24 protein-coding genes and 2 pseudogenes are annotated in these 26,357 nt (G+C 45.4%); 19 read left to right on the top strand and 7 right to left on the bottom strand.

Going from position 1 to position 26,357, the window contains the following annotated elements:
* Positions 1-97: 97 nt before the first annotated feature.
* Positions 98-301: an FxDxF family PEP-CTERM protein gene (locus K2P83_RS13100; protein ID WP_292929897.1), complete on the top strand. Its 204-nt coding sequence runs from the start codon at positions 98-100 to the stop codon at positions 299-301.
* Positions 302-452: 151 nt separating this feature from the next.
* Here the strand turns inward: K2P83_RS13100 and K2P83_RS13095 are convergent, their stop codons facing one another.
* A complete protein-coding gene (locus K2P83_RS13095; RefSeq protein ID WP_292929893.1) occupies positions 453-863 on the bottom strand; it encodes a hypothetical protein in 411 nt (136 codons plus the stop codon).
* Positions 864-1,003: 140 nt separating this feature from the next.
* On the opposite strand from K2P83_RS13095, the pseudogene K2P83_RS13090 reads away from it, so the two are divergent.
* Positions 1,004-1,294 (top strand): annotated as a pseudogene (locus tag K2P83_RS13090) (phosphate ABC transporter ATP-binding protein); the annotation flags it as partial.
* Between the two features lie 130 nt (positions 1,295-1,424).
* Entirely contained in the window at positions 1,425-4,793 is a 3,369-nt protein-coding gene (locus tag K2P83_RS13085) for a PAS domain S-box protein (RefSeq protein WP_292929891.1), read from the top strand.
* A gap of 19 nt (positions 4,794-4,812) precedes the next feature.
* On the opposite strand, the gene K2P83_RS13080 is transcribed toward K2P83_RS13085, so the two are convergent.
* Genes K2P83_RS13080 through K2P83_RS13070 form a run of 3 tightly spaced genes read right to left on the bottom strand, consistent with a single transcriptional unit; the run spans position 4,813 to position 7,833 of the window.
* Entirely contained in the window at positions 4,813-6,015 is a 1,203-nt protein-coding gene (locus K2P83_RS13080; protein WP_292929889.1) for an ABC transporter permease, read from the bottom strand.
* Positions 6,002-6,685 (bottom strand): ABC transporter ATP-binding protein, encoded by a 684-nt coding sequence (locus tag K2P83_RS13075; RefSeq protein ID WP_292929887.1) that lies wholly within the window; start codon positions 6,683-6,685, stop codon positions 6,002-6,004. The genes K2P83_RS13080 and K2P83_RS13075 overlap by 14 nt, the downstream gene beginning before the upstream one ends.
* Positions 6,682-7,833 (bottom strand): efflux RND transporter periplasmic adaptor subunit, encoded by a 1,152-nt coding sequence (locus K2P83_RS13070; protein ID WP_292929895.1) that lies wholly within the window; start codon positions 7,831-7,833, stop codon positions 6,682-6,684. The genes K2P83_RS13075 and K2P83_RS13070 overlap by 4 nt, the downstream gene beginning before the upstream one ends.
* 130 nt (positions 7,834-7,963) lie before the next feature.
* On the opposite strand from K2P83_RS13070, the gene K2P83_RS13065 reads away from it, so the two are divergent.
* The 4 genes from K2P83_RS13065 (at position 7,964) to K2P83_RS13050 (ending at position 11,267) form a co-directional block, all read left to right on the top strand.
* Positions 7,964-9,610: a DNA mismatch repair protein MutS gene (locus K2P83_RS13065; protein WP_292929885.1), complete on the top strand. Its 1,647-nt coding sequence runs from the start codon at positions 7,964-7,966 to the stop codon at positions 9,608-9,610.
* Between the two features lie 81 nt (positions 9,611-9,691).
* Positions 9,692-10,429: a hypothetical protein gene (locus K2P83_RS13060; protein WP_292929883.1), complete on the top strand. Its 738-nt coding sequence runs from the start codon at positions 9,692-9,694 to the stop codon at positions 10,427-10,429.
* 328 nt (positions 10,430-10,757) lie between these two features.
* Positions 10,758-10,979 carry a type II toxin-antitoxin system RelE/ParE family toxin gene (locus tag K2P83_RS13055; protein ID WP_292929881.1) on the top strand — a complete coding sequence of 74 codons (222 nt, stop codon included), beginning with the start codon at positions 10,758-10,760 and terminating at the stop codon, positions 10,977-10,979.
* A 3-nt stretch (positions 10,980-10,982) separates the two neighbouring features.
* A complete protein-coding gene (locus tag K2P83_RS13050) occupies positions 10,983-11,267 on the top strand; it encodes a helix-turn-helix domain-containing protein (RefSeq protein WP_292929879.1) in 285 nt (94 codons plus the stop codon).
* 106 nt (positions 11,268-11,373) lie between these two features.
* On the opposite strand, the gene K2P83_RS13045 is transcribed toward K2P83_RS13050, so the two are convergent.
* Positions 11,374-11,733, bottom strand: a complete 360-nt coding sequence (locus K2P83_RS13045; RefSeq protein WP_292929877.1) for a type II toxin-antitoxin system PemK/MazF family toxin — start codon at positions 11,731-11,733, stop codon at positions 11,374-11,376.
* Positions 11,708-11,938, bottom strand: a complete 231-nt coding sequence (locus tag K2P83_RS13040) for an AbrB/MazE/SpoVT family DNA-binding domain-containing protein (protein ID WP_292929875.1) — start codon at positions 11,936-11,938, stop codon at positions 11,708-11,710. Before K2P83_RS13040 ends, K2P83_RS13045 begins: the two co-directional genes overlap by 26 nt.
* Positions 11,939-12,190: 252 nt before the next feature.
* Between K2P83_RS13040 and sucC the strand changes: the two genes are divergently transcribed.
* From sucC to K2P83_RS12995, 9 genes and pseudogenes are all read left to right on the top strand, one after another.
* Positions 12,191-13,366, top strand: coding sequence for an ADP-forming succinate--CoA ligase subunit beta (gene sucC / locus K2P83_RS13035; protein ID WP_292929873.1), 1,176 nt, complete (start codon positions 12,191-12,193; stop codon positions 13,364-13,366).
* A gap of 34 nt (positions 13,367-13,400) precedes the next feature.
* Positions 13,401-14,276 (top strand): succinate--CoA ligase subunit alpha, encoded by an 876-nt coding sequence (sucD, locus tag K2P83_RS13030; protein WP_292929871.1) that lies wholly within the window; start codon positions 13,401-13,403, stop codon positions 14,274-14,276.
* Between the two features lie 149 nt (positions 14,277-14,425).
* Positions 14,426-14,734 carry a hypothetical protein gene (locus K2P83_RS13025; protein WP_292929869.1) on the top strand — a complete coding sequence of 103 codons (309 nt, stop codon included), beginning with the start codon at positions 14,426-14,428 and terminating at the stop codon, positions 14,732-14,734.
* Between the two features lie 22 nt (positions 14,735-14,756).
* Complete coding sequence (dacB, locus tag K2P83_RS13020) at positions 14,757-16,199, top strand: D-alanyl-D-alanine carboxypeptidase/D-alanyl-D-alanine-endopeptidase (protein WP_292929867.1); 1,443 nt, start codon at positions 14,757-14,759, stop codon at positions 16,197-16,199.
* 113 nt (positions 16,200-16,312) lie between these two features.
* Positions 16,313-16,903 carry a CBS domain-containing protein gene (locus K2P83_RS13015; protein ID WP_292929865.1) on the top strand — a complete coding sequence of 197 codons (591 nt, stop codon included), beginning with the start codon at positions 16,313-16,315 and terminating at the stop codon, positions 16,901-16,903.
* A 690-nt stretch (positions 16,904-17,593) separates the two neighbouring features.
* The gene (locus tag K2P83_RS13010; RefSeq protein WP_292929863.1) at positions 17,594-18,724 is read left to right on the top strand and encodes a glycosyltransferase family 4 protein; all 1,131 of its coding nucleotides are present in this window, start codon (positions 17,594-17,596) and stop codon (positions 18,722-18,724) included.
* On the top strand, positions 18,725-20,377 hold the full coding sequence (locus K2P83_RS13005; protein WP_292929861.1) for a GMC family oxidoreductase: 1,653 nt from the start codon (positions 18,725-18,727) through the stop codon (positions 20,375-20,377).
* Positions 20,374-21,378 (top strand): NAD(P)-dependent oxidoreductase, encoded by a 1,005-nt coding sequence (locus K2P83_RS13000; protein WP_292929859.1) that lies wholly within the window; start codon positions 20,374-20,376, stop codon positions 21,376-21,378. The genes K2P83_RS13005 and K2P83_RS13000 overlap by 4 nt, the downstream gene beginning before the upstream one ends.
* Before the next feature lie 46 nt (positions 21,379-21,424).
* Positions 21,425-21,617 (top strand): annotated as a pseudogene (locus tag K2P83_RS12995) (hypothetical protein); the annotation flags it as partial.
* Positions 21,618-21,796: 179 nt separating this feature from the next.
* Here K2P83_RS12995 and K2P83_RS12990 read toward each other — a convergent pair.
* Positions 21,797-22,537, bottom strand: a complete 741-nt coding sequence (locus K2P83_RS12990) for a pteridine reductase (protein ID WP_292929857.1) — start codon at positions 22,535-22,537, stop codon at positions 21,797-21,799.
* A gap of 84 nt (positions 22,538-22,621) precedes the next feature.
* Between K2P83_RS12990 and K2P83_RS12985 the strand changes: the two genes are divergently transcribed.
* The 3 genes from K2P83_RS12985 to K2P83_RS12975 all read left to right on the top strand — a co-directional run bounded on the left by K2P83_RS12985 (position 22,622) and on the right by K2P83_RS12975 (position 25,987).
* Positions 22,622-23,809 carry an SAM-dependent methyltransferase gene (locus tag K2P83_RS12985; protein ID WP_292929855.1) on the top strand — a complete coding sequence of 396 codons (1,188 nt, stop codon included), beginning with the start codon at positions 22,622-22,624 and terminating at the stop codon, positions 23,807-23,809.
* Positions 23,810-23,972: 163 nt separating this feature from the next.
* Positions 23,973-24,857: an HDOD domain-containing protein gene (locus tag K2P83_RS12980; protein ID WP_292929853.1), complete on the top strand. Its 885-nt coding sequence runs from the start codon at positions 23,973-23,975 to the stop codon at positions 24,855-24,857.
* 144 nt (positions 24,858-25,001) lie between these two features.
* Positions 25,002-25,987, top strand: a protein-coding gene (locus K2P83_RS12975) for an IS5 family transposase (protein ID WP_292929851.1) whose coding sequence is annotated in 2 segments (ribosomal slippage) — positions 25,002-25,098 and positions 25,098-25,987 — 987 coding nt in all. Because the reading frame shifts where the segments join, the coding sequence is not laid out codon by codon here.
* Positions 25,988-26,357 lie beyond the last annotated feature (370 nt).

Here is a 26,357-nt window from a genome sequence, read left to right as displayed (position 1 = left end):
TCATATTGATATGTCTCGGTTGTTGCGTTCCGTGCGCCTCGTGCTTCATCTCGTTCGCCGAATTAATCAGTGTTTCCCTAGTATCAGAACTGACTAAATAACCAACGATAATGACTTTACAACCGCTGCCGGGGATAACCAGTTCTTCGTGATTGGTTTCAAGGACGCTGATCTTGGAGGCTCGGTTTATCTTCCTCAGACGGTGGCGGCAGTTCCAGAACCCGAAACCTATGTGATGTTGTTAGTCGGATTAGGCTTGCTGGGATTCATGGTGCGTCGTAGCAAAGAATCATTAGTTTAAAATGACTACAGGATACGTCCGTAATTAATGACTGACTGTATTGTCAATAAAAACTCGAAACGTGAAGTGCAAGCAGCATCCGCTATTCAATTGGAATAGTCGCGATCCGACTGGATATGGTGACTGTCAGATCGGACGCGACTATTACAAATTATTCTTTTGCAGGTCGTCCTGTTTTGATTATTTCCACCTGGGCTACCGCTTGGAGTAATGCTGACTGATTGAGATTAGATAAGCGTAATAGTCCTGCGCGCATCAGTTCGCTTTTTTTCACATGCACTCCTGCTTCAAGGCATTTCTTTTTCAGTTCAGCCAGCTTGGCGTAATCACTTTCCGGCAGAGTAAAGCTATCGCGGATCATTTTAATTTTCTTTGGTTTATCTTTTTTTGATTGTTTCTTTGCTTCATCTTTGGTTGCAGGAAGCGCTGTCTTGGCCTCTTTGCCTGCAGTATTGCTAGGCATGTCCGTTTTTTTCACAGCAGCAACAGGTGCTTTTGCGACAGAGCTTTCAGCAGTTGATGAAGGTTTTGCTTTTTCATTGGGTGTGGTTTTCTTTGTCATGATTAATCCCTTTAAAGTGATGAATTGAAATTGAATAGCTTAAATTACACAGAACAATATAAACTGTTTATACAGTATATACCGATTAATGCTTTTGTGGGCGAATCTTCATTTAAATCCAATTTCTCATCAATCTAGCGCTGTTGATTGCACGCACGATTGCGGTGAAACCCGAAGTGGTGTTGCTTGATGAGCCGACCTCGGCGCTTGATCCAATTTCCACCGCGCGGATAGAAGACCTGATCTTTACGCTCAAGGAGGATTACACCATTGTTATATTTACGCACAATATGCAACAAGCAGCACGTGTTTCAGACTATACGGCGTAAATGTATCTGGGAGAGCTGATTGAGTTTGGTGACACCGATACGCTTTTTACTAAACCCAAACAGAAAGCAACAGAGGATTATATCACTGGAAAATTTGGCTAGACATATCGAGAATTAGATGACTATTTGAGCGATATTGGCGTTTGACACCCTACTTTGTTTCCCGTAAATTAATGAGTAAGTATTTTCTGATGCAGTCCCTAGTGCTTTCTTACTTTTCCGGAGCATTCATATGCCCGCTGCACCATTACCCGAGGATGAATTAATTCGCTTAAAGGCACTTGCCGATTTGGAAGTATTGGATTCATCATACGAATCTGAATTTGATGCATTGGTTCAGGCTGCTGCGCTGGTGTGTGATGTACCTATCTCGCTAATTAGTTTAGTTGATGCTGAACGGCAATGGTTTAAGGCTAATATCGGACTACCTGGCGTTACCGAAACCCCGCGAGAAATGGCATTCTGTGCTTATACCATCCATGATGACGGTATTCTTGAAGTAGAAGATGCTACCAAAGACTCCCGCTTTAATGACAACCCCTTAGTCAATTCCGAACCCAATATTCGTTTTTATGCAGGTGCAACCTTGCGTTTAAGCGAAGGTGCGAATGTCGGCACACTGTGCGTGATTGATATTAAGCCGCGCAAATTGGATGACAAGCAAAGAGCGATACTCAGTTCTCTTGCTAAAGCAGCAGTAGGCATGCTTGAAGGTCGCCGGGCCTTGGTAATGGAACACCGCACATTGAAACAAGTCACGCATTTGGCTGGTCAATTATCTAACAGCGAAGCGCGCTTTCGCATACTCTGTGAAGCATCACCGTTAGGTATTTTTTCCACTGATGCGATAGGAAGTTGCACCTACACCAATGCGTGCTGGCAAGAAATTTTTGGTTTGACACTCGAGCAAAGCTTGGGTTATGGCTGGCAGGATGGATTACATCCTGATGATAAAGCGCATATTCTTACGGCGTGGAACACCAGTACAAGCAAGAGGTCGGGATTTGATTTTGAGTTTCGTACCCAAGATAAACAGGGTAATACGCGATATGTTCATACTCGCGCCAAACCGATCTTCTCCGCTGAATCTAACGCTATGGGATTTGTTGGTTCGGTAGAAGATATTACTCAGCATAAAATGTTAGCGCAAGAAAATAGTGCGTTACTCAACACCATTCGTGCACAATTTATTATGTCGATTACCGATACGAAAGGGAAAATCGTGGAGGTGAATGATAGTTTCTGTGCTATTAGCAAATATTCTCGCGAAGAACTCATTGGCAGTAACCATCGCATTATTAACTCAGGTTCTCATCCACGCGAATTTTTCACCGACTTGTGGCAAACCATCTCTAAAGGAAAATCTTGGCGCGGTGAAATTTGCAATCGCGCAAAGGATGGAACAATGTATTGGGTGGATAGTGTTATCACCCCGTTAAAAAATGCCGCGGGTGAAATTGACCGTTATGTTTCGATACGTCGAGACATTACAGAACGCATGAATCAGCGTTTGTTGCTTGAAGAAACCCATAATCGTATGTCGCTTGCCACCAATAGCGGTGAAATCGGTGTATGGGAATATAACATTACCCATGGCACTTTAGTATGGGACGAGTGGATGTATAAACTCTATGGATTATCGCCCACAACCCAATCTGAAGTGTACGAGTTATGGGTAAAACATTTACACCCAGATGATAAAGGGGAAGCAGAAAAGGCGCTCTCAGATGCGATTGCAGGCATTGCACCATTCAATACTGAATTTAGAATTGTTTGGCACGATGGCAACATTCACCATCTCCGTGCCGCTGCGCACGTAATACGAGATGAGCAAGATAATGCGCTAAAAATAATTGGCGTTAACTGGGATGTCAGCCGCCTGCGTAGACTAACCGAAGAATTAGCCGAACAACACGAATTGATGCACATAACACTAAAATCCATTGGTGATGCAGTTATCACCACCGATGCCCGAGGCAATACCCAGTGGATGAATCCCGTTGCCGAACACATGACCGGGTGGACCAATGAAGAAGCAAAAGGGCGTCCACTGGCACAGGTTTTTCATATTGTCAATGAAGAGACCCGACTCCTGACTGAAAATCCAGTTGCCCTTTGTATGGAACAAGGAAAAATAGTTGGTCTTGCCAATCACACGATTTTAATTTCTCGCAATGGTGATGAATTTGGCATTGAAGACTCCGCTGCACCCATTCGCAACGAACGAGGTGATTTACTCGGCGTTGTTCTCGTATTTCATGATGTGACCGAGCAACGCCGCTTAAGTGGGGAAGTCAGCTACCAAGCCTCGCATGATACGTTAACCGGATTAGTTAACCGTGCGGAATTTGAAGTGCATCTGCGCCGCATATTGCAAAGCACGCATGGAAATAAATCCCAACATGCCTTGATGTATATCGATTTAGATCAATTTAAAGTGGTAAATGACACCTGTGGACACTCGGTTGGCGATCAATTGCTGCAACAAATTAGTCAATTATTATGCGAAACGGTGCGCACTCGAGATACTTTGGCAAGATTAGGGGGAGATGAATTTGGCGTACTTTTGGAACACTGCACGGCCGGGCAAGCACAACGAGTCGCACAAAAAATTTGCGACAAAATGGAAGATTTTCGTTTTCACCATAATTTGCATCGTTTTCGCATTGGTACCAGTATCGGCCTAGTCGAAATCGACAACCGCTGGCAAACTACCGCCGAGCTAATGCAAGCTGCGGATACATCGTGTTACGCTGCAAAAGATGCTGGGCGTAATCGTGTACATATATGGTTCGATACCGATCAAACCATGCGTGCACGACACGGCGAAATGCAATGGGCTACGCGTATCGAACGCGCCCTTGATGAAAACCATTTTCAACTCTATGCACAAAGCATCATCGATTTGTCAGACGCGAGCAGCGGAATTCATGCGGAAGTATTACTGCGCATGTTGGATACCGATGGTACTATCATTCCACCCGGTGCTTTTCTCCCTGCGGCGGAAAGATTCAACTTGGCCTCTCGTGTCGACCGCTGGGTTTTACGCAGTGTCATCCAATGGCTTTCTGAACGCTCTGAAGATGCCCCTGCCATCGATATGCTGTGTATTAATCTCTCAGGGCAGTCTATCGGCGATCGTATCTTTCATAGCCACGCAACCGATATGCTCAGAAAAGCGGGATCAACTATTTGCGCGAAAATTTGTCTGGAAATTACCGAAACCGCTGCCGTTACGAACTTAGCGGATGCGTCATTATTTATTGAACAAGTCAGTTGTCTCGGTGTGCGTGTTGCGCTCGATGATTTTGGTGCAGGGGCATCGTCGTTCGGTTACTTGAAGAATCTAGCCGTCGATATTTTAAAAATCGATGGCCAATTTATTAAAAACTTGGTGGACGACCCATTAGATGATGTGGCTGTACGTTGTTTTATCGATGTAGCCCGCGTTGCTGGGTTAAAGACAGTGGCAGAATTTGTAGACAAACCTGCCGTGTTATGCCGCGTGCGTGAGCTTGGGATTGATTATGCCCAAGGTTTTCTAGTACACAAACCGGAACCCATAGCTCTCTTAACTGAGTTAAGTTCTGCCACTGCATAATGAGAGGCATCATTCGTATTCATTTTTTACCCAGTGCTTTCACGGCATCCAATCGCGCCGCTTGGCTGGCTGGCAGCAAGCTCGCCAGAATGCCGGTGATCAGTGCGACAAGAATGCCGGCAATCGAGGCCCAAGCGGGTGCCCAGGCGGGAAGTTGCGGATAGGCCAAACGCAACATCAGGCTGCCAAACTGCCCCAGTAAAAATCCCAAAATAGCACCAGCCAACGACAACCAAACTGCTTCGGCAAAAAATAACCGGCGTATGTCGGTGGACGTTGCGCCGATGGCTTTCAGCAAGCCAATTTCCGCTGTGCGCTGGTTGACCGAAACCAGCATCACATTCATGACTAAAATACCGGCAACAATCAAACTGATCGCGGCAATCCCGGCGACGGCCAAAGTCAACGCCTGTAAAACCCGGTCAAAGGTGGCGAGGATGGCGTCTTGCGTGATCACGGTCGTGTCATCTTCGCCGTCATGACTTTGCCGCATGGTTGCCAAAATGGCTTGTTTAGCGGATTCAATTTCACTGTGGCTTTTGGCTTCGATCAGAATACGGAATAACGAGGTGGTATTGAACAGCGCTTGGGCATAGTCAATCGGAATGATGACGATTTCATCGGTATTGAAGCCCATCGATTCACCTTGCGATGCCAGAACGCCGGAGACCAAAAACCGGTTGTCTCCCAACCGGACACGTTGCCCGATAGCCTGGCTGCGGGGAAAAAATTCATTGGCTATTTTTGCACCTAACACGATCTGAGCATTACGCTCGGTGCCATGCGCTAAGAAACTCCCCTGCGCCAGTTTCATATGCCGGATTGGTATCAAATTGGCCGTGCTACCTAAAACGGTGACTTCACGCAATCGATTGGCAGCGGATAGTTCCGCGGCGCCGACATTGAGCGGGGCATAACGCCGGACTTGCGGCAATCGGCCCAGCAGCTGCGCATCTTTTAAGGTTAAATCGCGCGGCGTTTGGCCTAATACCGCGCCCAAAAATGATCCGGAAGTTTCTGCACGCCCGGGAAGGACTACGAGCAAATTGGTGCCGATGGAAGAAAATTGATTGATCACATAGTTTCTCGCGCCATCGCCCAGAGCTGTCAGTACAACCACCGCCGCCACGCCCAATGCCATCGCTAGTATGATCAGCAGTGAACGGACGCGATAGCTCACCACGGTTTTGAACGATGTTTGCAGCGTATCAGTGAGCGTCATCGGTTTGATCCGTCAATATCTTCCCATCGCGCATGCCGATTTGGCGATGCGCGCGCAAACCCAATTCACGATCGTGCGTGACGACAATCAACGTGGTGCCAGTGTGATGCAGGTTTTCCAGCAGCAACATGACTTCAGCGCCGATCTGATGATCCAGATTGCCGGTCGGTTCATCGGCCAGAATAACGCTGGGATGCATGATTGTGGCACGCGCAATTGCTACCCGCTGGCGCTGCCCGCCGGAAAGTTCGGCTGGACGGTGATGTGCGCGCTCTTTCAGCTCAAATGCTTGCAAAGCATCATTCACAAGACTCTGACGTTGTGCAGACGGCATGCCACTTAGAATCAGAGGTAACTCGATATTTTCTGCAGCCGTTAAGCGGGGGACCAGATGGAACGATTGAAACACAAAACCGATTTTTTCCCGGCGGATTTGCGCCTGTTCCGTTTCCGACAGATCGGTAATTAACCGGTTATCCATCTCATAGCTACCGCCATCGGGTTTATCCAGCAAACCGATAATATTCAACAACGTGGATTTCCCGGAACCGGAAGGGCCCATGATCGAAACATACTCCCCCGAAGCGATATGCAGATTGATGTCATTGAGTGCATAAACCGCCTGATCACCCATGTGAAATGTGCGGGTAATAGCTGTCAGGCGGATCATTGGGATTTTTTGGGTTGCACGGCAACTCCGGCTTTGATGTTGTCCTGATCAAATGAAATCAGAACTTGATCGCCTGCTTTTAAACCACTGCGGATTTCGGTGAAGCTCCAGTTGCTCAGTCCGGTTTCCAGTTGTTGCTCGACTAAGCGGTTATTGGCATCAATCATCCAGACTTTGTTATTTTGCCGGATGGCTTGTGTCGGAATGCGCAGGACATTGTCTTTGCGCTCAAGAACAACCTCGACATCGGCGCTGTAGCCCACCAGCAAGGTATCGGTTGGGATCTGCAGAAAATCCACTTCGATATCCACGGTTCGTGCCTGTTTTTCAATTTCAGTCACATACGGTGCAACACGGCGGATTTTTCCAGGGAAAATTTTATCCGGCATCGCATCCAACGTGATGCGTGCCTCTTGCCCTATTTTAATTTTGGGTGCATCGACTTCATCCATCGGCGCAGTGACGTATAAACAACTGTCATCGATCAGATCAATCGTCGGCGGGGTTGGGATACCGGGCGGTGAAGGCGTGGTGAATTCACCCAGCTCGCCGCTGATATGCGCAATGACACCCGAAAAAGGCGCGGTAATGACGGTTCGGTCCACTCCCGCCTGAGCGACCCGAATTTGTGCCTCAGCGCGCTTGATGTCAGAGATGGTCGCATCACAACTGGCCTGCCGGGAACGTGCATTGGCATCGGCATCCTCTGCGCGCTGGGAACTGACAAAACCTTGCTCAACCAGTTGTTGTGTGCGGATTGATTCGCGCCGGGCATTTTCTGCCAGGATACAAGTTTCGCGGCGGCGTTCCTGCGCCATCGTCAGTTGCCGCTGCGCCAGTTCACGCTGTGCCTGGAGATCCTGACTCCAAAGCTCCAATAAAATCTGACCTTTTTGCACGTGATCGCCTTCTTTCACCCAGATTTTGGCGATTTGCCCGCCGGTAATGGGCGCGAGATTGGATCGCTGGCAGGATTTAATCGTGCCCGCTCGGGTGTTGACAATGGTCGCTTCGACATCGCCGGTTGCGACGGTAGCCAATTCCACTTCCAGCGGTTTAGGCCGGGTGAAATACCAACTGGCAAACGCGATTGCGCTCACCACAATGGCAAAGCCGATTAATCGTAGCGGTTTTCTGACGGGTGACATCATCAGAAATGCGGTGCCGGTTTGTAATAGGAAGACATTGGGTTGTGTTTCATTCTAAAACTGCGTATTTTACACGTTCATTTAAAGCCGCTTGATGGCAACTCACAAAAACCTTGAATAGACTATCCGTATGATTGATATTTGGCGCAAAAAATTCATCTTATCCGATTCCGATCGGCCTGCAAGCATGGAAGATATCCGCCCAACCGAGACGGATTATGAAGCACTAGACCCAAAAACGTTTGAAGCGATAGAAGCCGAAGCGCTGTTTCGCACGATTGATCAAACAAAAACCGAGATCGGCCGCTTGGCGTTGTACCGGTCTATCGCCCGTCCTGCGCAGGATGCGCAGGTATTGCAACAGAAACAGATTGCATTGCGTGAAATAGAATCGAACCCGGCGCTCTATAAGGCGCTGACTCATTATGTCGGCAAAATCACATCCGGAGAGAAATCGCTGAAACATCTTCTGTATGGCGAATTCTCAGGCGGCTTGGCGACCGATGAGCCGAGTTCGCGCTCGGATAAGCTGGAATTTGGCGGTTACGGGTACCGGCAATATCAGGACGGCACCCAATTTGCAGTCGATCTGGTCGAGAAAGCCGAGGCACTGCCACGCCCGCAATCCGCTTATTTACGCACGCTGCTCGATGCAATCCATGATTTTGGCCAATCGCGCACGTTTGCGTTGATGCAAGGTCCGGTATATTCGGTAGGCGGCAAATTCAAATCAAAAAAAGAAAAAACCAGTTTTGACCTGTATTCGCGTTTCCGCCCTTCGCTGTTTAAGCTCATGCCGATGCTGCTTTCCCTTGCCGCCGGATATGGCCTTCTGTTTTTCATGGAAATTTTGATGCCTGCATTGGGCACCTCGTATCTCTTTTACGGTATCTTGGCGCTCACTTTGCCGGTGTTCCCAATTATTCTGCTGGCGATTGGTGTATCTGACCGCGATTCGATCATTTATCCGTTGCGCAAACAATTCCGCGAAAGCCCGGAATTGGCCAAGGCGATCGAAGCATTGGGATTGCTCGATGAGCTGTTGTCTTTTGTCCGCTATGGGCAAGCGTGTACCGGAGACAAAGTATTGCCGGAAATTCTCGATGACAAGCAGCACCGACTGACCGTCAGTCAGGCGAGGAATCCGCTGCTGATTAAGACCATGCCGGATTACGTGCCGAATGATATCCATCTGGATCTGGCAAGCCGCGTACTGATCATCACCGGCCCGAACAGCGGCGGTAAAACGGCGTACTGCAAAACCATCGCGCAAATCCAATTACTCGGGCAAATCGGCTGCTACATTCCCGCCACGCACGGGCAACTGGTTCCAGCCGAACATATCTATTACCAAGTCCCTGACCCCGGCCAACTCAGCGCCGCAATGGGACGCTTCGGCCATGAACTCCAGCGCACGCGCGAAATTTTCTTCAACGCCACCCCGCGCAGCCTGGTGGTACTCGATGAATTATCCGAAGGCACGACGTTTGAAGAAAAAATGACGATTTCGGAATATATCTTAAAAGGATTTCATAAACTCGGCGCAAGCACGTTGCTGGTCACACATAACCACGAACTCTGCGAGCTGCTGCAAAAAGACGGCATTGGCCGCTACCTGCAAGTCGAATTTATGCCGCAAGGCCCGACGCACCGGCTGATCGCTGGCATCTCCAAAGTCAGCCATGCGGATCGTGTTGCTAGCGCGATTGGATTTAGCCGGAAGGATGTTGAAGAGCATCTGGAGAGACAGTGGAGCCGCCAAGAAACAAGAGAATAGTCTATATTGATTATGAATATGTAAATGGTTGATCAGATCATTCATATATAATGTACAAGGCTTAATAAAGATAAATTCAGCATGCCTAAAAACATAAATTCTGCAAGCCGCTTGTTCAAAATATTGGAACAAGCTCAATTGCATGGAAAAAATAAGACGGCACTTGAAGTTTGGGCGGAAATTCTTGATGTGAGCGAAAAGCACTCGCATCGACGTGTTGTAGCTGTAGGTGAACTTGTTCATGCTATGCACAGAGAACTTGAGCATGCAACTGCTGAGCTTGCAACAGGTAATTTTTCAAAGAATCTCTACGAGAGAGCATTTTCTCAAATTGAGCATGCTTTATCGCCAATGCTATTTCCCAACTCATGGGACCATGTAAAACAATACCTAACTCCTGAAGTTCTCACAGCGCTAGCTTTTTGTACTGAAATCCTCCCAGATGAAGAAGCACAAATATCTGCCGAGGAGATTTCTTCTATTCGGATTAAAGTTGAAGAGCTTCGAACTTCACTGAACGACATAGACATGCCATTGAGGTTAAGATCACTCATTCAACATCACATTAAACTCATTGAAAACGCTCTCGCTGAATACCCAGTTGTTGGTGCAAAAGCATTGCGCGAAGCTGCTCGTACCGCGCTCGGTGAAATGATTGAGGCAAAAGATGAGATTGCTGTCGCAAAGAATTCTAGTGCGGTAGCGACTCTTGGATCTGTTTGGAAGACTGTTAATCAGGCAGCGGATGTTGCTCTTAAAGCCGAGAAGATTGCACAACTTGGTCAACGAGCATGGGATACGTTGAATGGTATTTTGTGACATCAGTGCAGTAGGGCGCAATCAATATTGCGCCGAATATCTGGTGTAATACCTTATTGCCACATTTTTTCTGCATTGGTTGCTTCGAGGCATACCGTAATGCTCATAGTGAATTTTCATAACATCTATCTGAGTATATCTCTGTGGTAGCTTACTGCAGAGTTGTGGGTGTCAAATTATCCATAATCACTTATCCATCGAATTATTATAATTCCCATGATAACGATTGCCGAAGTACCGGAATATATCCGCCAAGCGGAAAAAATATTGACCGAAGCAGAACGACAGGATGTGTTGAACTACTTGGCCACCCTCCAAAGCGGGCGATTTGATCGAAGGCACAGGTGGAATTCGCAAGTTGCGCTGGGGCAGGAGCGGACGCGGCAAGCGTGGCGGCGTGTGGGTTATTTATTACTACCACAGCGATTTGATGTCGCTTTATTTGCTAACGCTGTTCGCCAAGAACAAACAGGACAATTTGAGTAAAGCTGAGCGTAACGAATTGGAGAAACTGGTGGATATTTTGGTTGCAGCATGGATCGAGAGGTAAGAAATGGGAGCGACTTTTGACAGTATCGCGCGTGGCTTGAATGAAGCCGTTGCGCATGCCAAAGGCAAGAAAGTTGCAGTAGAAATATATCAACCGGAGGCAGTGGATATTTTGGCGTTGCGTCAAAGCCTGGGTATGACGCAAGAGCAATTTGCCGCGAAGTTTGGGTTTTCTGTTGCAACCTTGCGCCACTGGGAACGCGGAGATCGTTCACCGCATGGTACGTCGCTGGTGTTGTTGAATGTCATTAAACGCGCACTGGATGCTGTCAAAGCGGCATTGAGCTGAAATATTGGGTGTGATAGCAGAGTGCAATGCAATCGTGAAGACAAGCAATGGCCATAAGGCAAGCCTTACTATTTAACAATTGCGTACAAAATTATAGCCCGCTCATTTAGTTTGTATCAGAAAGAAGTGAAGAAATATTTTGCTTGAAAATGATCTTATCCTGATCCGATAAATGCCCCAATGTACTGATGATTAAACGATGATCCAGTGTAAATAGTTTTAAACGAATTAATGACGCTACCGGTAGACCTGTGCAATTCAAATCATTTATCGGTGTATCTAATGGCCAGGCAGAATGTTTGGCGGAGGTGATCATTGCCATGACGCTATGATTGATGCCGCTATTAAATAACTTTGCTGAAGAAATGATCAGCGCAGGCCTATTCTTATTTGCTTGCTGATCAGTAAATGGAAATGGAATTTTAACGATGTCATAGCGATTATAAATCACGATATGCCTCAGCATCTTCAGCGCTACTCCATTCCGATAAAGTGCCACTTAATGCGCTAATGTAATCAACATCAATAGGCTCGATCCGGCGTACGGATATTTTTCCATCTTCTTGAACTTCCCAGGCAAGTGTGTCCCCCGTTTTAAGCTGCAATGTTTTACGCACTTCAGCGGGCACAGTGACCTGGCCTTTGCTACTTATTTTGGCAAGTTGAAGCATACTATTATCTTCTAAAGTAAGGAGCCTTTACTTTAATGAGTATTGGAGTTGTATGCAATACTTGCAACAATAGAATCTTACAATTCATCGTACCTATACTACAATTTCCTGTGGCAAGATTTTTAAGAAATTCAGAAGTATTTGAATTCTTTTAATTCTGTTTATCCAAAGATTCCGAAACACAACCATTATTGATGATTAAGCTATACTGCTACTATTCGAATCTGAAGTCATACTGATGGAGTTACACCGATGAAAATTCACGAGTATCAAGCAAAAGAAATTTTGCGAAAATATGGGGTTGTTACGCCGAAAGGCATTGCTTGTTTCAGTGTTGACGAAGCTGTGAAAGCTGCGCAGCAACTGGGTGGCGATGTGTGGGCAGTTAAAGCGCAGATTTATGCCGGCGGGCGCGGTAAGGGCGGAGGGGTGAAAGTGGCCAAGTCGCTGGACGAAGTGCGGCGGCGCGCGAGTGAAATCTTAAATATGCGCTTGGTAACGCATCAGACCGGCCCGGAAGGGCAAGTGGTGCATCGGCTTTTTATCGAACAGGGTGTTTCTATCGAGAAAGAATTCTATGTCGGCATGGTGGTGGATCGTGGCCGTCAGCGCGTGTGCCTGATGGCAAGCTCGGAAGGCGGCATGGAAATCGAAAAAGTGGCGGCTGAAACACCGGAGAAGATTCATAAAGTGTTTATTGATCCGATTGCGGGGCTCAGTCAGCAGCAAGCCGAGGAAGTTGCATTGAAAATCGGTATTCCTGCACAAAGTGTGCCGCAAGCGGTCACGTTGTTGCAAGGTCTGTACCAAGCATTTGATGACACCGATTCGTCGCTGCTGGAAATTAATCCGCTGACGTTAACTGCTGAGAAACAGGTGATCGCGCTCGACGCCAAAATGAATTTTGACGACAATGCGTTGTTTCGACATCCGGAAATCGTCGCATTACGTGATCTGGATGAGGAAGACCCGGTTGAGATTGAGGCATCTAAACACGAGTTATCGTACATTCCATTGGACGGCAATATCGGTTGTCTTGTAAATGGCGCGGGGCTGGCGATGGCAACGATGGATATTATTAAATTATATGGTGGCAATCCTGCGAATTTCCTTGATGTCGGTGGCGGCGCAACGGCTGAGAAAGTGACCGAGGCGTTTAAGTTGATGCTACGCAATCCCAATTTGCAAGCGATTCTGGTAAATATTTTCGGCGGCATCATGAAATGCGATGTGATCGCGCAAGGTGTGGTGGCTGCTGCGCGCGAGGTGCAGTTGACAGTGCCGCTTGTGGTGCGCCTGGAAGGCACCAACGTGGAACTGGGGAAAAAAATTCTCGCCGATTCCGGGCTGACCATTATCTCGGCGGAAAACATGGCCGATGCGGCGCAGAAATCGGTCAGCGCGGCCAAGACCAAGTTATCGTCGTGAGGTTGTCAGTGTCAGTCATAAAAGGAGTCGTGCCATGTCTATTCTGATTAATCGCAACAGCCGCGTGATGACGCAGGGCATTACCGGTAAAACCGGACAATTCCATACGCGTATGTGCCGTGAGTATGCAAACGGCAAGGAATGCTTTGTCGCCGGTGTGAATCCGCGCAAACCCGGCGAGGATTTTGAAGGCATACCGGTTTATGCGTCAGTGAAGGAAGCCAAACAGCAAACCGGTGCGAATGTTTCCGTCATTTATGTGCCGCCGCCTTTTGCCGCGGCGGCGATTGATGAAGCCGTTGAGGCCGAACTGGATCTGGTGATTTGCATCACTGAAGGCATTCCGGTGCGCGATATGCTCCGCACGCGCTATAAAATGCAGGGTAAGAAAACCCGGCTGATCGGTCCGAATTGCCCGGGAATCATCACGCCGGATGAACTCAAGATCGGCATCATGCCGGGTTACATCCATAAAAAAGGCCGTATCGGCGTGGTTTCACGTTCGGGCACATTGACCTATGAAGCCGTGGCGCAACTGATGGCGCTGGGATTGGGACAATCCACCTGTATCGGGATCGGCGGTGATCCGGTAAATGGGCTGAAGCACCTCGACGTTTTGCAATTATTCAATGAGGATGATGAAACCGATGCCGTGCTGATGGTCGGTGAAATCGGCGGTACCGATGAGGAGGATTGCGCGCGCTGGGTGAAAGAGAACATGCGAAAACCAGTCGTCGGATTTATCGCAGGCGTGACTGCGCCGCCCGGTAAGCGCATGGGCCATGCCGGGGCGATTATTTCCGGCGGCAAGGGAACAGCACAGGAAAAGCTCGAAGTGATGGAATCCTGCGGAATTAAGGTCACCCATAATCCGGCTGAGATGGGAAAATTGTTGAAATCAGTTTTATAGTTAAGAAGCCTCTGATTAATTGTCATTTAGAGCATAGCGAGAAATCTATAATGTTGATTCGCAAAGATTCCTCACTGTGTTCGGAATGACAAAGATGAGTTATTCAGAGTTTCCTTAAGTCAGCTTACCAATTATTGGAGATGTAATGCATGCGTTATCATTTATCGTTTCTTATTATTCTTGCGGTATTAGTTGTTTCTGCTTGTAGCGGGATTCCGGAAAAACAACAACTTCCCGCCAGAAAGCCTGAGCGCCCGGCAGGTCCGTTACCGGAAAGCGCAAAACCAAAATACAACTTAACGGGTTATCCGATAAACACACAGCAAGGTTATATTGACGGTTGTGAAACGGCCAAAAGAACCAGCTGGGCGTTTAAGGACCTGAATCGATATCAGAAGGATGATCAGTACCGGATGGGTTGGGATGATGGGTTTTCGATGTGCAATGGGAAGAAATAGTAACTAAGCGGTTACTGACAGAATGATCCGTATTTGTCTGTATCTCAGTCTGTTGATCCTGCTAAGCGCACTATCGGTTTCTGTATTTTCCAATGAACTGCCCCTTGCCGTTAAACAAAAACTGCTACAAGCCGCCATTCCGGAATCCGCTATCGGTGTGTATGTACAGGAGATTGGTGCGAATCAGCCGATTGTGGCGGCTAATGCCGATGCGGCAATGAATCCTGCCTCGGTGATGAAGTTATTAACAACCTATGCCGGGCTGGAATTACTCGGGCCTGCGTATAGTTGGCCGACCATGCTGTATGCCAATGGAAAGATTACTGATGGTGTTTTGGATGGCGACCTGATCATCAAAGGGTATGGTGATCCCAAACTGGATTTGGAGAATTTCTGGCTGTTGATTCATCGTTTGCGTCAAACCGGATTGCATGAAATTAAAGGCAATCTGGTTTTAGATCATACGCATTATGCTATTCCCAATGATGATCCGGGTGAGTTTGACGGGCAGCCTTATCGCACCTACAACATCCTTCCGGAAGCATTGCTGGTGAATTACCGCACATCCACGATTCATCTGTTTCCGCAACCGGAAAAAAACTCAGTGCGTGTCGTGGTTGATCCATTGCCGGAGTCTTTGCAGGTACAGAATAACTTGAAGCTTACCCAGGGCGTATGCGGAGATTGGCGAAATTTACTGACGATTGATGCGATTGCGGATAACGAAGATAAAAATAATTTTACCGTGGTTCTGAACGGAAGTTTTTCCAAACAGTGCGGCAAGCAATCGTATATGTTGAGCTTGCAAGATAGCGCCATCTATACACGGGACTTATTTAAACACCTCTGGGCGCAACAGGGCGGTTTGTTTCATGGCGATGTGATCATGAGTCAGACGCCAAGAGGTTTGTCGCCGCTTAAGATTTATCAATCCCCGCCGCTGGCGGATGTCATTCGTGGCATCAACAAATTTAGTAATAATATTGCAGCGCGCCAACTCTATTTGACGCTAGGAACGGGTGATACTGCCGTCAATAATTCTCCGGCCACATTGGAAAAATCCGATGCGATGATCCGGCGCTGGCTGGCAGACAAGCAACTGAGCTTCCCGGAATTGGTGGTGGAAAATGGTTCCGGATTGTCGCGCAAGGAACGGATCAGCGCCCGGCACATGGGCCAGCTTTTGCTTGCGGCCTTTAAAAGCTCGGTTATGCCGGAGTTTATTTCATCACTTCCCATTGCGGCAGTGGACGGAACTTTGAAAAATCGTTTTACGGATACACCGGTGAAAGGGCTAGCACATATGAAAACAGGTGCTCTAAACGATGTGCGCGCGCTGGCGGGGTATTTGCTGGACAAAATGGGGCGGCGTGTCATCGTGGTCTTCTTTGTCAATCACGATCAGGCCGGACAATCCCGTGTTGCGATGGATACGCTGGTGCAATGGGTTTATAACCGGCAATAATCATTTTCATATGTATTGATTCCGAGTGTTATTCGGCGTAGAGTTCCGACTCAAGGTAGATTATCTATTTTGAAGTCAGTTGGTTCCCATCAACCCTCGAGGGAGTGCACAATATGATGAATGAATATAAATCGCTTCCTGTACAGTATCTTACCGGAACTGTGCAGATATCCAAACCCGCCTCACCAAACTCTGTAACGTCGGATTCACCTGCATCTGAGGTAATGACTGATTTGCGTAAATTGCATGCAGCCGTCATCGCGCCAAATATCACCATGGAAGTTGCCAATAACTATATGATGCATCGTGGCGTGCGTACATTGCTTGTTATGAATGACGACAACTCACTGGCGGGAATCATTACTGCAACCGATATTCTGGGCGAAAAGCCCATGCGGTTTATTCAAGAAAGAGGTGTTAAGCACAGCGAGATTTTGGTGCGTGACATGATGACCCTGCTTGAAGATCTGGAAGCAATCCCCTTGGAAGAAGTAATGCATGCTAGAGTTGGCAACATTGTGGCCAGTTTGCGTGAAGCTGACCGCTTGCATGCATTGGTCATAGACCATGATGCCAGCGGATTACCTAAAATATGTGGCATTTTCTCCTGGACTCAAATCGAAAAGCAGCTGGGTACAGTTATTCCACACAATAATGTAGCCAAGAGCTTTGCGGAGATTGAATCCACACTCATCGCAAGCTAGCATAAAATAATTACAAGCCAGTTCATAAACTTTCTCAACTGGCTTGCTTTATTAATCAAAACTATCTAGTAACTACTAAATCTCCAATCTTTTTAAAATTTCTTCAAAGATCTACAATTTAAGAATCGTAACGTAAAAGAATGTCTGCCAAACCAGAGATTTGATAGAAGTAACACTATCGTAACATTCACCTGTTGAGTAACTGGAGCAAATATCCCATGTGTTGTGCAAACCTAATTGACCTGAATACATGATAAAAAACCCCGGAAAGATAACTCCTGTTTTGCAAAAAATCCGTGCTCAAGGTAATGACATTCACGATCACTCTGTTTACTATTTATAATCATATGCATATACATAAATCTAGAAAGAATATCCAGATGCTACTGAGTGCATACATACTTAATTTAGCCTGCGCATCTCATAAGCATCTTGCATTTCTAGCAATCATATGTTTTGCTTATATTCAATAAGCTGACTAATTTCACGCACCGCCAATGAAACCTTCATCTTTTTTCTCTTTAATAAAGCACTCTGCTGCAAGCAGCGGGCTATTACCTACGCTCTTCAATCTGCTGGTTTTGGTTTCAACCAGCTGCTGGCCTCAAGGGGGAGGAATTGAAGCCGTAGAGGTTAGAAGAAATTTATATGATTAAACTATTATGCGTAAACTTTAAATCGGTAACGACAATGAGAAAAAAAATATTTATTGCCTGTCCTTGGACTCCGCTTGGTGGAGGGATGTTTAAAGTAGCTGATTACTTAATTCAGAGCCAAACACCTGAAAAAGCAAACAGCGATCATTCTGCTCAATTGGTTCCTTTAGACACCCGAGGTGGCAAACACCCAATTTTCTCAATTTTTTATTTAATTACTGCGCTCACGACCTTGCTTTTTTATAGAATATTAGGACAAGCCGCTGGGATCCACATTAATATGGCCGAGCGACTTAGTTTCTTTAGAAAAAGTACCGTGATACTGTTTTCTAGGTTGATTGGATTGCCCGTTATTCTGCATTTGCATGCAGCCCAACTGCATCATTTTTACGCCAGTCTACCTTCATTCTTAAGAGCATATATCCGTTGGACTTTCTCGAAAGCTTCAAAAGTTATTGTTCTTGGCGAAACAGCCAAGAAATTTGTGACTGCCGATTTAAGAATGGCTCCAGATAAAGTCGAGATTGTCTTAAATGGCGTGCCAGAACCGACATTTCCCAGAACGCCCTACTCTGCGACTCATAATAAAACACGCGTAATGTTTTTGGGAAATTTAAGTGAACGTAAGGGAGTATCAGATCTGTTAAATGCAATTGCAAAAAGTCAAGCTTTCCAAGATAACAAGGCTGAGGCTATTTTTGTGGGTGCAGAAGGGATTGAGTTTTATCAAAATAAGGCTAATCACTTAGGCATCTCAAATATGATTCAATTCGCAGGTTGGGCCGATCAAAAACAAGCCGCCAAGTGGATGGCTACTGCAGATATTTTAGCTTTGCCTTCTTATGATGAAGGACTTCCATTAGTTATTTTAGAAGCTCTAAGTAATCAAGTTGCCGTATTGTGTACGCCTGTTGGTGAAATCCCTAATAACCTTAAATCAGACGAAAATTCATTGTTTGTTTCACCGGGCAATATAGAAGAAATTACACAAGCCCTAGATAAATTGATCTTAGATAAGACTTATCGCGAACATATTGCCGCAAAAGGTCGAGAGCTTTATGAGAAGGGATTCTCGCTAGACTGCTTTTCTGACAGAATTGCTGAAGTTCACCAACGTATCTTTGGGGTTTCGGCTCGCACCGATGTAACTAAGAAGGGTAACTAAATGATCAAGTCAGGAAACTCTATAGCGCATAATATCGTAATTGAAACCGATATTTGTATTGTCGGTGCGGGTGCAGCGGGCATACCTATGGCGCTTGAGTTTGAACAAACAATTACTAAAGTGCTACTTTTAGAATCCGGTGACTTTAAAGAAGAAAAAGAGACTCAAGATCTTTACAGCGGTTCAGTTAGCAACAAGACTATGCACAGCCCTCCTGACAAATATCGGCAACGCAGATTTGGCGGCTCCACCACGATATGGGGCGGTCGTTGTGTCCCTTTTGACCCAATAGACTTTGAGAGACGCAGCTATATTCCACAAAGTGGCTGGCCCATTAACGTAGACGACTTAGCTGACTTCTATCCAAAAGCTAATAGTTATCTCGAAGCAGGATATTACTGCTACGATGCCAGGAACGCCTTTAATCCAGTACCTAAACCAATGTTTGAAGGTTTTACAAGTAGTGCTTTTTCTACAGATGGAATTGAACGTTTCTCATGTCCAACTGATCTTGGAAAACGTTATCGAAATCGTTTTGCGCAGTCTAGTAACATTGATTTATTACTTAATGCTAATGTCATAGCAATTGAATTGAATAACCCCGGAACTGAAGTCGATTTTTTACAGGTTGCCACACTTAATGGTAACGCTTTTAAAGTGAAAGCTAAGTCTTATATTTTAGCGATGGGAGGTATTGAAACAACTCGTCTTATGTTGGTCTCTAATAACATACATAAAAATGGTATTGGTAACCACAATGATATTTTAGGTCGCTTTTATATGTGCCATATTGCAGGAAATGTGGGCAGGTTAAAAATTAACGGGACAACTAGTAAAGTACAACATGGCTATGAGATTTCTCCCGAAGGGATCTATTGCCGAAGGCGTATTCAATTAACGGCCGAAAAACAAAAAGAACTCGGGGTGAGTAATATGGTGGCTCGATTACATTTTCCTAAAATCACCGACCCATCGCATAAAAGCGGAATTTTGTCCGGTTTATTCATGGCTAAGAATTTTGTGAGTTATGAATATGGCAAGCGACTCAAAGATGACGAGGAGAACACGCTTAAACTCAAAGCTAAACATTTTCTGAATATCTTGACTGATCCCTTTAATACGTTTAAATTTTTACTACACTGGCTTACAAAAAGAACATTAGCTGAACGTAAGTTCCCATCAGTAATTCTACCAAATGAATCTAATCAATTTAGTCTAGAAGTTCATGCTGAGCAAATACCCAACAAAAATAGTCGCATTTACTTAACCAGCGAAAAAGATGCACTGAATATGCCAAAGATTAATGTTGATTGGCAGTATCTTACAGAAGATGTTGAAGCTGTAAAAAAGACCTTAAAATTTTTCTCTGAAGAAATCGCCAAAGATGAAATAGGAAATTTTGAATTTGATGCAGATAACTTAGAAACAGAATTAATGCGTTTTGGGGCTTATGGAGGACATCATATTGGTACTACCCGGATGGGAGATAACCCTGAAACAAGCATTGTAAATAAAGATTGCCGGGTGCATGGAGTAAGTAATCTATATGTTGCCAGCAGCTCAGTTTTTCCAACATCAAGTCAAGCCAATCCTACACTGACCATTACAGCTATAGCATTAAGATTGGCTGCTCACATGAAGACAATGAAATGAAATCCAAAGAAATCAAAGTCCTAGTATTAGGTGGCAATGGATTCGTAGGAAATGAAATAGTCCGTCAACTTATGCAAATGAATCATGTAACACCTTTGATCGGTAGCCGGACACTTAGTGACAAGATAGTCCAAGGTGTTGCAGCACTAAAAATTGACAGTACTAATCTTTTAGAATTAAAAGATGGACTAAAAGAGGTTGATGCTGTAATCAACTGTGTGACAGGTGATGCAACTACCATTACGCAAGGTGCTCAGCTGATTTGTGAAGCAGCCACACTGAGTGGGATGCCAAAAATTATTCATCTTAGCAGTCAATCAGTCTACGGTGCACAAACTGGGGTTATTTCAGAAAACACCCCTCTGCGCGACGACCTTGGCTGGTATGGTCACGCCAAAATAGCTGCTGAATATGCTGTAGAAGATTACGGGAAAAATGGTGGAACAGCAATTATCTTACGTCCTGGTTGTATTAGCGGAAAAGATAGTCCACTTTGGACAGAACGCATAATTACTTGGCTAAAAAAAGGCAAACTTGGCGACCTTGGTGCTTCTGGCGATGGTTGGTCAAATATTGTCGATGTCGCTGATGTTGCTCAAGCTGCTACAAAAGCACTGAATGTATCTTTACGAGAAGGTGAAGTAAAAATTTTTAACCTATCCGCACCAGACAGTCCAAGATGGAATCAATACTTTGTGGACCTTGGTGTCAGTATCGGCGCAACGCCAATTAAAAGAATTAGTAATCGCGCAATAAAACTCGACGCTTACTTATTAGGAATTCCTATTAAAATAATTGAACATATTTTCAAGAAAGTTCATATTAAAGCTACGTGGCTACCTCATGGTATTCCCCCATCTTTATTAAAACTATTCAGACAAGAAATAAAACTTGATAGTACTAAAGCTACTACAGAACTTGAGCTTATGTGGAATCCATATCATATTATGTTGCAAAATCAAATTCCTGCATCACCAGAAATCCCAGATAAGATTTCTTAATCGCATCAGTATTTCCGGAGATAAAATGATTTGAGAGGAGGAAGAGATGAAAAACCAAATCAGTTATTCACCAGAAGTACGAGAACGAGCGGTAAGATTGTTATTCGCGCAGCAAAAGGAGCATGAATCTGCAATGGTCGGCGATCAAATCGATTGAATCAAAGACTGGCTACACAGCGGAATACGAGGTCGAGCCAATTTGTAGACAAATACAGATTGTCACGTCGAGTTATTACGAACGCAAAGTGCGCGAGCAAGATCCCGATCCATTGCCTGATCGCATCAAGCTAGACATGAGGTTAAAACTCGATATACAGTGGGTATGGAAAAACAATTTTCAAATTCTTCTTCAATTTTATTCGATTGATTATCATGTGCTGGCATGCTTTTAGTCTCTCCCGTGGACTACTCTCATGGACTACAAATGAATACTCCGTCCACCATCCACTGCGATAATTTGCCCAGTGATATAAGGCGCATCGGCAATCAGAAACTGTACTGTTTTAGCAATATCATCCGGTTCGCCGCAACGTTTGAGCAGCGTGCCGGCGATAATATGTTGACGCGCCGCTTCGTCAGTCCATTCTCCATCTTCCGGCCATAAAATCGGCCCCGGAGAAACGCCATTGACACGCACTTCGGGCGCCAATTCCACGGCCAGCGACTTGGTCAGTGATAATAACCCGCCTTTGGCAGCATTGTAGATCACATAATTCTTTAATGGCCGTTCGGTATGGATGTCGACGATATTCACGATGCAGCCTCGTTGCACTCTCAGAAATGGAGCTGCCGCTTGGGATAAAAACAGTGGCGCCCTAAGATTGCTGCCAACCAGATCGTCCCAATCTTCCAGCGAACATTGTTGAAGCAGTGTCGGGAAAAAACTGGAAGCATTGTTAATCAACACATCCAAATGTCCAAACCGGTTCGCTGCGTTTCCGATCAATTCTGGCAATAATTCTGTGTCGAGCAAATCTGCCTGCACCAAAGCCACTGAATTGGGACGCTTTTGAGTTAACTCATCGTATAATGCCTTGGCTTCATCGAGTGAAGACCGGTAATGCACAACCAATCTAGCACCTTGGGCATGCAGCCTGCGGCAGATGGCGGCGCCCACCCGCTTTGCGCCGCCAGTAACCAATATCACTTTCCCTTGCACGTACGCCTCCTTCAAAGTGCTGCTAAACTATGTCCAGATTCGTTGACAACTTTTGCAATTTACCACAAAGAAATATTCTTGCTTATGTCTTTACATGCTACTTTGCCACCTGCCAGTAAAATCGCGCTGGCTCATAGTCACGCTGTACAAACGTTAATTCGCGACAAGATCCACGTTGCGGGCGGCTGGATTTCGTTTGAGCAGTTTATGAATCTGGCGTTGTATGCACCGGGGATGGGTTATTACAGTAGCGGAGCAACCAAACTGGGCAGTGCGGGTGATTTTGTCACCGCACCGGAAATTTCCTCGATGTTTGGCCGCACACTGGCACAACAGGTTCTACAAATTTCCCAGCAAATTGAACACGCCGATATTCTTGAATTCGGTGCCGGATCCGGCAAACTGGCATTGGATTTACTGCTCGAACTAGAAAAATCCGATACATTGCCCAGAAAATATTTTATTCTGGAAGTCAGTGCCGAATTCCGGGAGCGACAGCAAGCACTGTTTGCCAATAAAGCGCCACAACTTGTGCAGGTAATCGAGTGGTTGGAGCAATTACCCGCTCAATTTACTGGCACTATTCTCGCCAATGAAGTGCTAGATGCAATGCCCATCCATATTGTGACGTGGCATAATGATAAGTTACTTGAGCGGGGTGTCACATGGCAAAACAATCAATTTGCATGGCAAGATCGCCCTATCAATAACGCGGAACTCAATCACAGTGCTAGCCAGTTAATGCCTCAGATCAACCCAGACAGTCGCTTAACCTACTCCTATGTCAGCGAGATTAATCTTACCGCTAGCCACTTTATGCGCAGCCTGACAAGCTTCTTACAACAAGGCGTCATTCTATTGATTGACTATGGTTTTGGTCGTAGCGAGTACTATCATCCCCAACGCAATCAAGGCACACTGATGTGCCACTATCGGCATTATGCTCATGATGACCCATTTTACCTGCCTGGCCTCCAAGATATCACCAGTCATGTTGATTTTAGTGCAATCACTCAGGCTGCGGAAGATAGCGGATTACCGCTTATAGGTTATACCACTCAAGCTTATTTTTTGATTAATTGCGGCATTACCGGCATCCTTGCGCGAACACCTGCAGAAGATACGAGCATATTTTTGCCACAATCCAGTCAACTGCAAAAACTGATAAGCCCTGCTGAAATGGGTGAATTGTTTAAGGTCATTGCTTTTGGAAAAAACTTTTCTGAGCCCCTTATTGGATTTAGTTCTGGCGATATGAGCCGTTTACTATAAATTTTTAGTAAAGAAAATAAAAATAATGCCGATATCAAATACGGCAAATTGTCTCATCGTTTTAGCATCGCCTTTCAACGAAACTTCTTGTAGTGTACAAGCTCACAAAAGAACAGAATTGAGCAAGCACTACACCTTAAACTAAAATCTTAAGATTGGATTAATGTTGATTTTTAACAAACTGGAATTCAGCCAGAACTTCCGCAGCATCCTGGAGCAGGCCGGACAGATTCCTCCATTTCCAGAGACTGCTCGCGAACTTTTAAAGCTACGTAATAATCCCGATGCAAATCTGGAACAACTTGTCGGCTTAATTGAAAAAGACCCCAGTTTGGCAGCTTTTATTCTAAAGTATGCCCGCATGTCTATTTTTGGCTACGGCAATCGGATCACCTCTGTCCATCATGCCATATCTTTGGTACTAGGTTTTAATACTGCACTCAATCTTACTATGAGCATTGCTTCATCAGGTTGTCTCGAGCTACCCGATCATGGCGCATTGAGCCGTGTTCGCATCTGGAACCAAGCATTAGAATGCGCCACATTATGCCGCGAACTCTGTCATATAATGACAAAGAAAAACCTTATAAATTGTGAGCTTATTTTTCTCAGCGGGTTATTCCACAATTTTGGATTTCTATTATTTGGGCATCTCTATCCTAAAGAATTCGCTTATCTGAATGATTTGGTTACTCGCTATCCAGGACAGGATGTACGCTCACTCCAATTACAGGTTTTTGGTATCACACATGATACGATTGGTATGTATCTGATCAAAGCATGGAATTTGCCGGAAGAGATTGCAATTACCATAGCTGAGCAACATTTCCCAGATTACTCTGGAAAACATTCGTCTTATGTCAAACTGATCGCCATTGCTAATCGGCTACTACGAAATCCGTCACTGACCGATGGCTGCCCCTATGTCGACACATTAATACTCATGGAAAATCTGGGAATCAATGAATTCGAAGCTAAAGGGGCACAAGAAAAAATCCATGGGTGCCAAAGCGAATTTCTCACATTGGCCCAAGAGTTGGTAGCTTAAAAAGAACAACAACGCAATTTACCATTGTCAGTGTAATCAGATTCCTTATGACAATTTTAAGGAAGCACTAATTTATTCAAACATATCCATCTGAGTTACTGAAGTTTGACAATATACATCATGCTGATAATATGTAATAAACAGATGCTATCAAGTTTTTCTGAATTGGAATATGCGTCAAAGAAGAAACAGACGCGATGGGATCGTTTTCTGACCGAAATTGAAGCAGTCACTTCCTGGGAACCCTGACGAATGTCCTTACTCCATACTATCCATCCGGCAGTGAGTCTGGTAACCTGCCTGTCGGTCTAGAGCGAATACTGAAAATGTATGTTACACAACAATGCTTCGGTCTGTCGGATGAAGGTACCGAAGATGCCGTATACGACAATCAGACAATTCGCCGCTTTGTTGACATTGACCTGAATCGCGAGACCGCACCGGATGCCACAACACTACTTAAATTCCGCCACCTGCTGGAAGAACACCATCTGACCGAATCCATCTTAAATGCGATCAACGCCCATCCGGCTGATCGAGAATTATTTCTCCGCGAGAGCGCGATTGTTGATGCCACACTGAATGCCGCACCTTCCTCGACCAAAAACAAGGAAAGAAAGTACGATAGCGAAATACATCAGACGAAGAAAGGCAATCAGTGGTTTTTCGGTATGAAGGCGCATATTGGAGTTGATGCACAATCAGGGTTTGTTCACACCCTGATCGGAACGGCAGCCAATGTTCACGACGTCACTCAAGCACAGGCGCTGCTGCATCGTGATGAAACGGATGTATTGGGTAATGCGGGCTATCGGTGCTTTGAGAAGCGCAAAGAAAATCTTGAGCTGCCTGTGACTTGGCATATTGCGATGCGACTTTCCAAGCGTAAAGCATTGCCTAAAACGGCAATAAGCGAACTGATGGAAACGCTTGAGCATGCGAAGGCCAGTATTCGCGCCAAGGTTGAGCATCCCTTTCATGTTGTCGTAAAGAATCTATTCATACACCGCAAGGCACGCCACAAAGGGATGGCCAAGAACACCGCTCAGCTATTCTTGCTGTTTGGTTTTGCCAATTTACTGCTGACTCGTCGGTGGATAGATAACAATGACAGCCAAGTTGCGTCCTGAAAACAAAAAATGAGAGAAATAATGAAAAAAATGACTCAATTCAGACCAGAAAATGCTGAATCTAACCCAGTATCCAAAAACCATGCTCGATACGCTGCTACACGGTGAGTTATTCAGCACTTCCTTAAGAGCCATATGCTACATTCTTATACATAGCATACTGAATTTTAGATATATTGCAGCTATCTCAATCAAGTGAAGGGTAAAATGTTTCAATTACGCAACTTTAAGTTACTGAGCATGTCTATTTTATTGAGCGGATTAATCAACATTATCAATGCTGCGTATGCTCAATCAATTATTAAGATGGCTATGTCACCGTTAATTGTTGAACGTCATTCATACCCAATGCGGCAAGCAAAACTGAGCG

This window comes from Nitrosomonas sp. (genome assembly GCF_019752415.1).
GTDB lineage: Bacteria > Pseudomonadota > Gammaproteobacteria > Burkholderiales > Nitrosomonadaceae > Nitrosomonas.
The sequence above is the reverse complement of the archived record's forward strand: the minus strand, read 5'-3'. Positions and strand labels throughout refer to the sequence as shown.

Coding starts and splice junctions, on each gene's coding strand:
- K2P83_RS13095 (WP_292929893.1), bottom strand. CDS start 863: ATGACAAAGAAAACCACACCCAATGAAAAAGCAAAACCTTCATCAACT.
- K2P83_RS13085 (WP_292929891.1), top strand. CDS start 1,425: ATGCCCGCTGCACCATTACCCGAGGATGAATTAATTCGCTTAAAGGCA.
- K2P83_RS13080 (WP_292929889.1), bottom strand. CDS start 6,015: ATGACGCTCACTGATACGCTGCAAACATCGTTCAAAACCGTGGTGAGC.
- K2P83_RS13075 (WP_292929887.1), bottom strand. CDS start 6,685: ATGATCCGCCTGACAGCTATTACCCGCACATTTCACATGGGTGATCAG.
- K2P83_RS13070 (WP_292929895.1), bottom strand. CDS start 7,833: ATGTCACCCGTCAGAAAACCGCTACGATTAATCGGCTTTGCCATTGTG.
- K2P83_RS13065 (WP_292929885.1), top strand. CDS start 7,964: ATGATTGATATTTGGCGCAAAAAATTCATCTTATCCGATTCCGATCGG.
- K2P83_RS13060 (WP_292929883.1), top strand. CDS start 9,692: ATGCCTAAAAACATAAATTCTGCAAGCCGCTTGTTCAAAATATTGGAA.
- K2P83_RS13050 (WP_292929879.1), top strand. CDS start 10,983: ATGGGAGCGACTTTTGACAGTATCGCGCGTGGCTTGAATGAAGCCGTT.
- K2P83_RS13045 (WP_292929877.1), bottom strand. CDS start 11,733: ATGCTGAGGCATATCGTGATTTATAATCGCTATGACATCGTTAAAATT.
- K2P83_RS13040 (WP_292929875.1), bottom strand. CDS start 11,938: ATGCTTCAACTTGCCAAAATAAGTAGCAAAGGCCAGGTCACTGTGCCC.
- sucC (WP_292929873.1), top strand. CDS start 12,191: ATGAAAATTCACGAGTATCAAGCAAAAGAAATTTTGCGAAAATATGGG.
- sucD (WP_292929871.1), top strand. CDS start 13,401: ATGTCTATTCTGATTAATCGCAACAGCCGCGTGATGACGCAGGGCATT.
- K2P83_RS13025 (WP_292929869.1), top strand. CDS start 14,426: ATGCGTTATCATTTATCGTTTCTTATTATTCTTGCGGTATTAGTTGTT.
- dacB (WP_292929867.1), top strand. CDS start 14,757: ATGATCCGTATTTGTCTGTATCTCAGTCTGTTGATCCTGCTAAGCGCA.
- K2P83_RS13015 (WP_292929865.1), top strand. CDS start 16,313: ATGATGAATGAATATAAATCGCTTCCTGTACAGTATCTTACCGGAACT.
- K2P83_RS13010 (WP_292929863.1), top strand. CDS start 17,594: ATGAGAAAAAAAATATTTATTGCCTGTCCTTGGACTCCGCTTGGTGGA.
- K2P83_RS13005 (WP_292929861.1), top strand. CDS start 18,725: ATGATCAAGTCAGGAAACTCTATAGCGCATAATATCGTAATTGAAACC.
- K2P83_RS13000 (WP_292929859.1), top strand. CDS start 20,374: ATGAAATCCAAAGAAATCAAAGTCCTAGTATTAGGTGGCAATGGATTC.
- K2P83_RS12985 (WP_292929855.1), top strand. CDS start 22,622: ATGTCTTTACATGCTACTTTGCCACCTGCCAGTAAAATCGCGCTGGCT.
- K2P83_RS12980 (WP_292929853.1), top strand. CDS start 23,973: ATGTTGATTTTTAACAAACTGGAATTCAGCCAGAACTTCCGCAGCATC.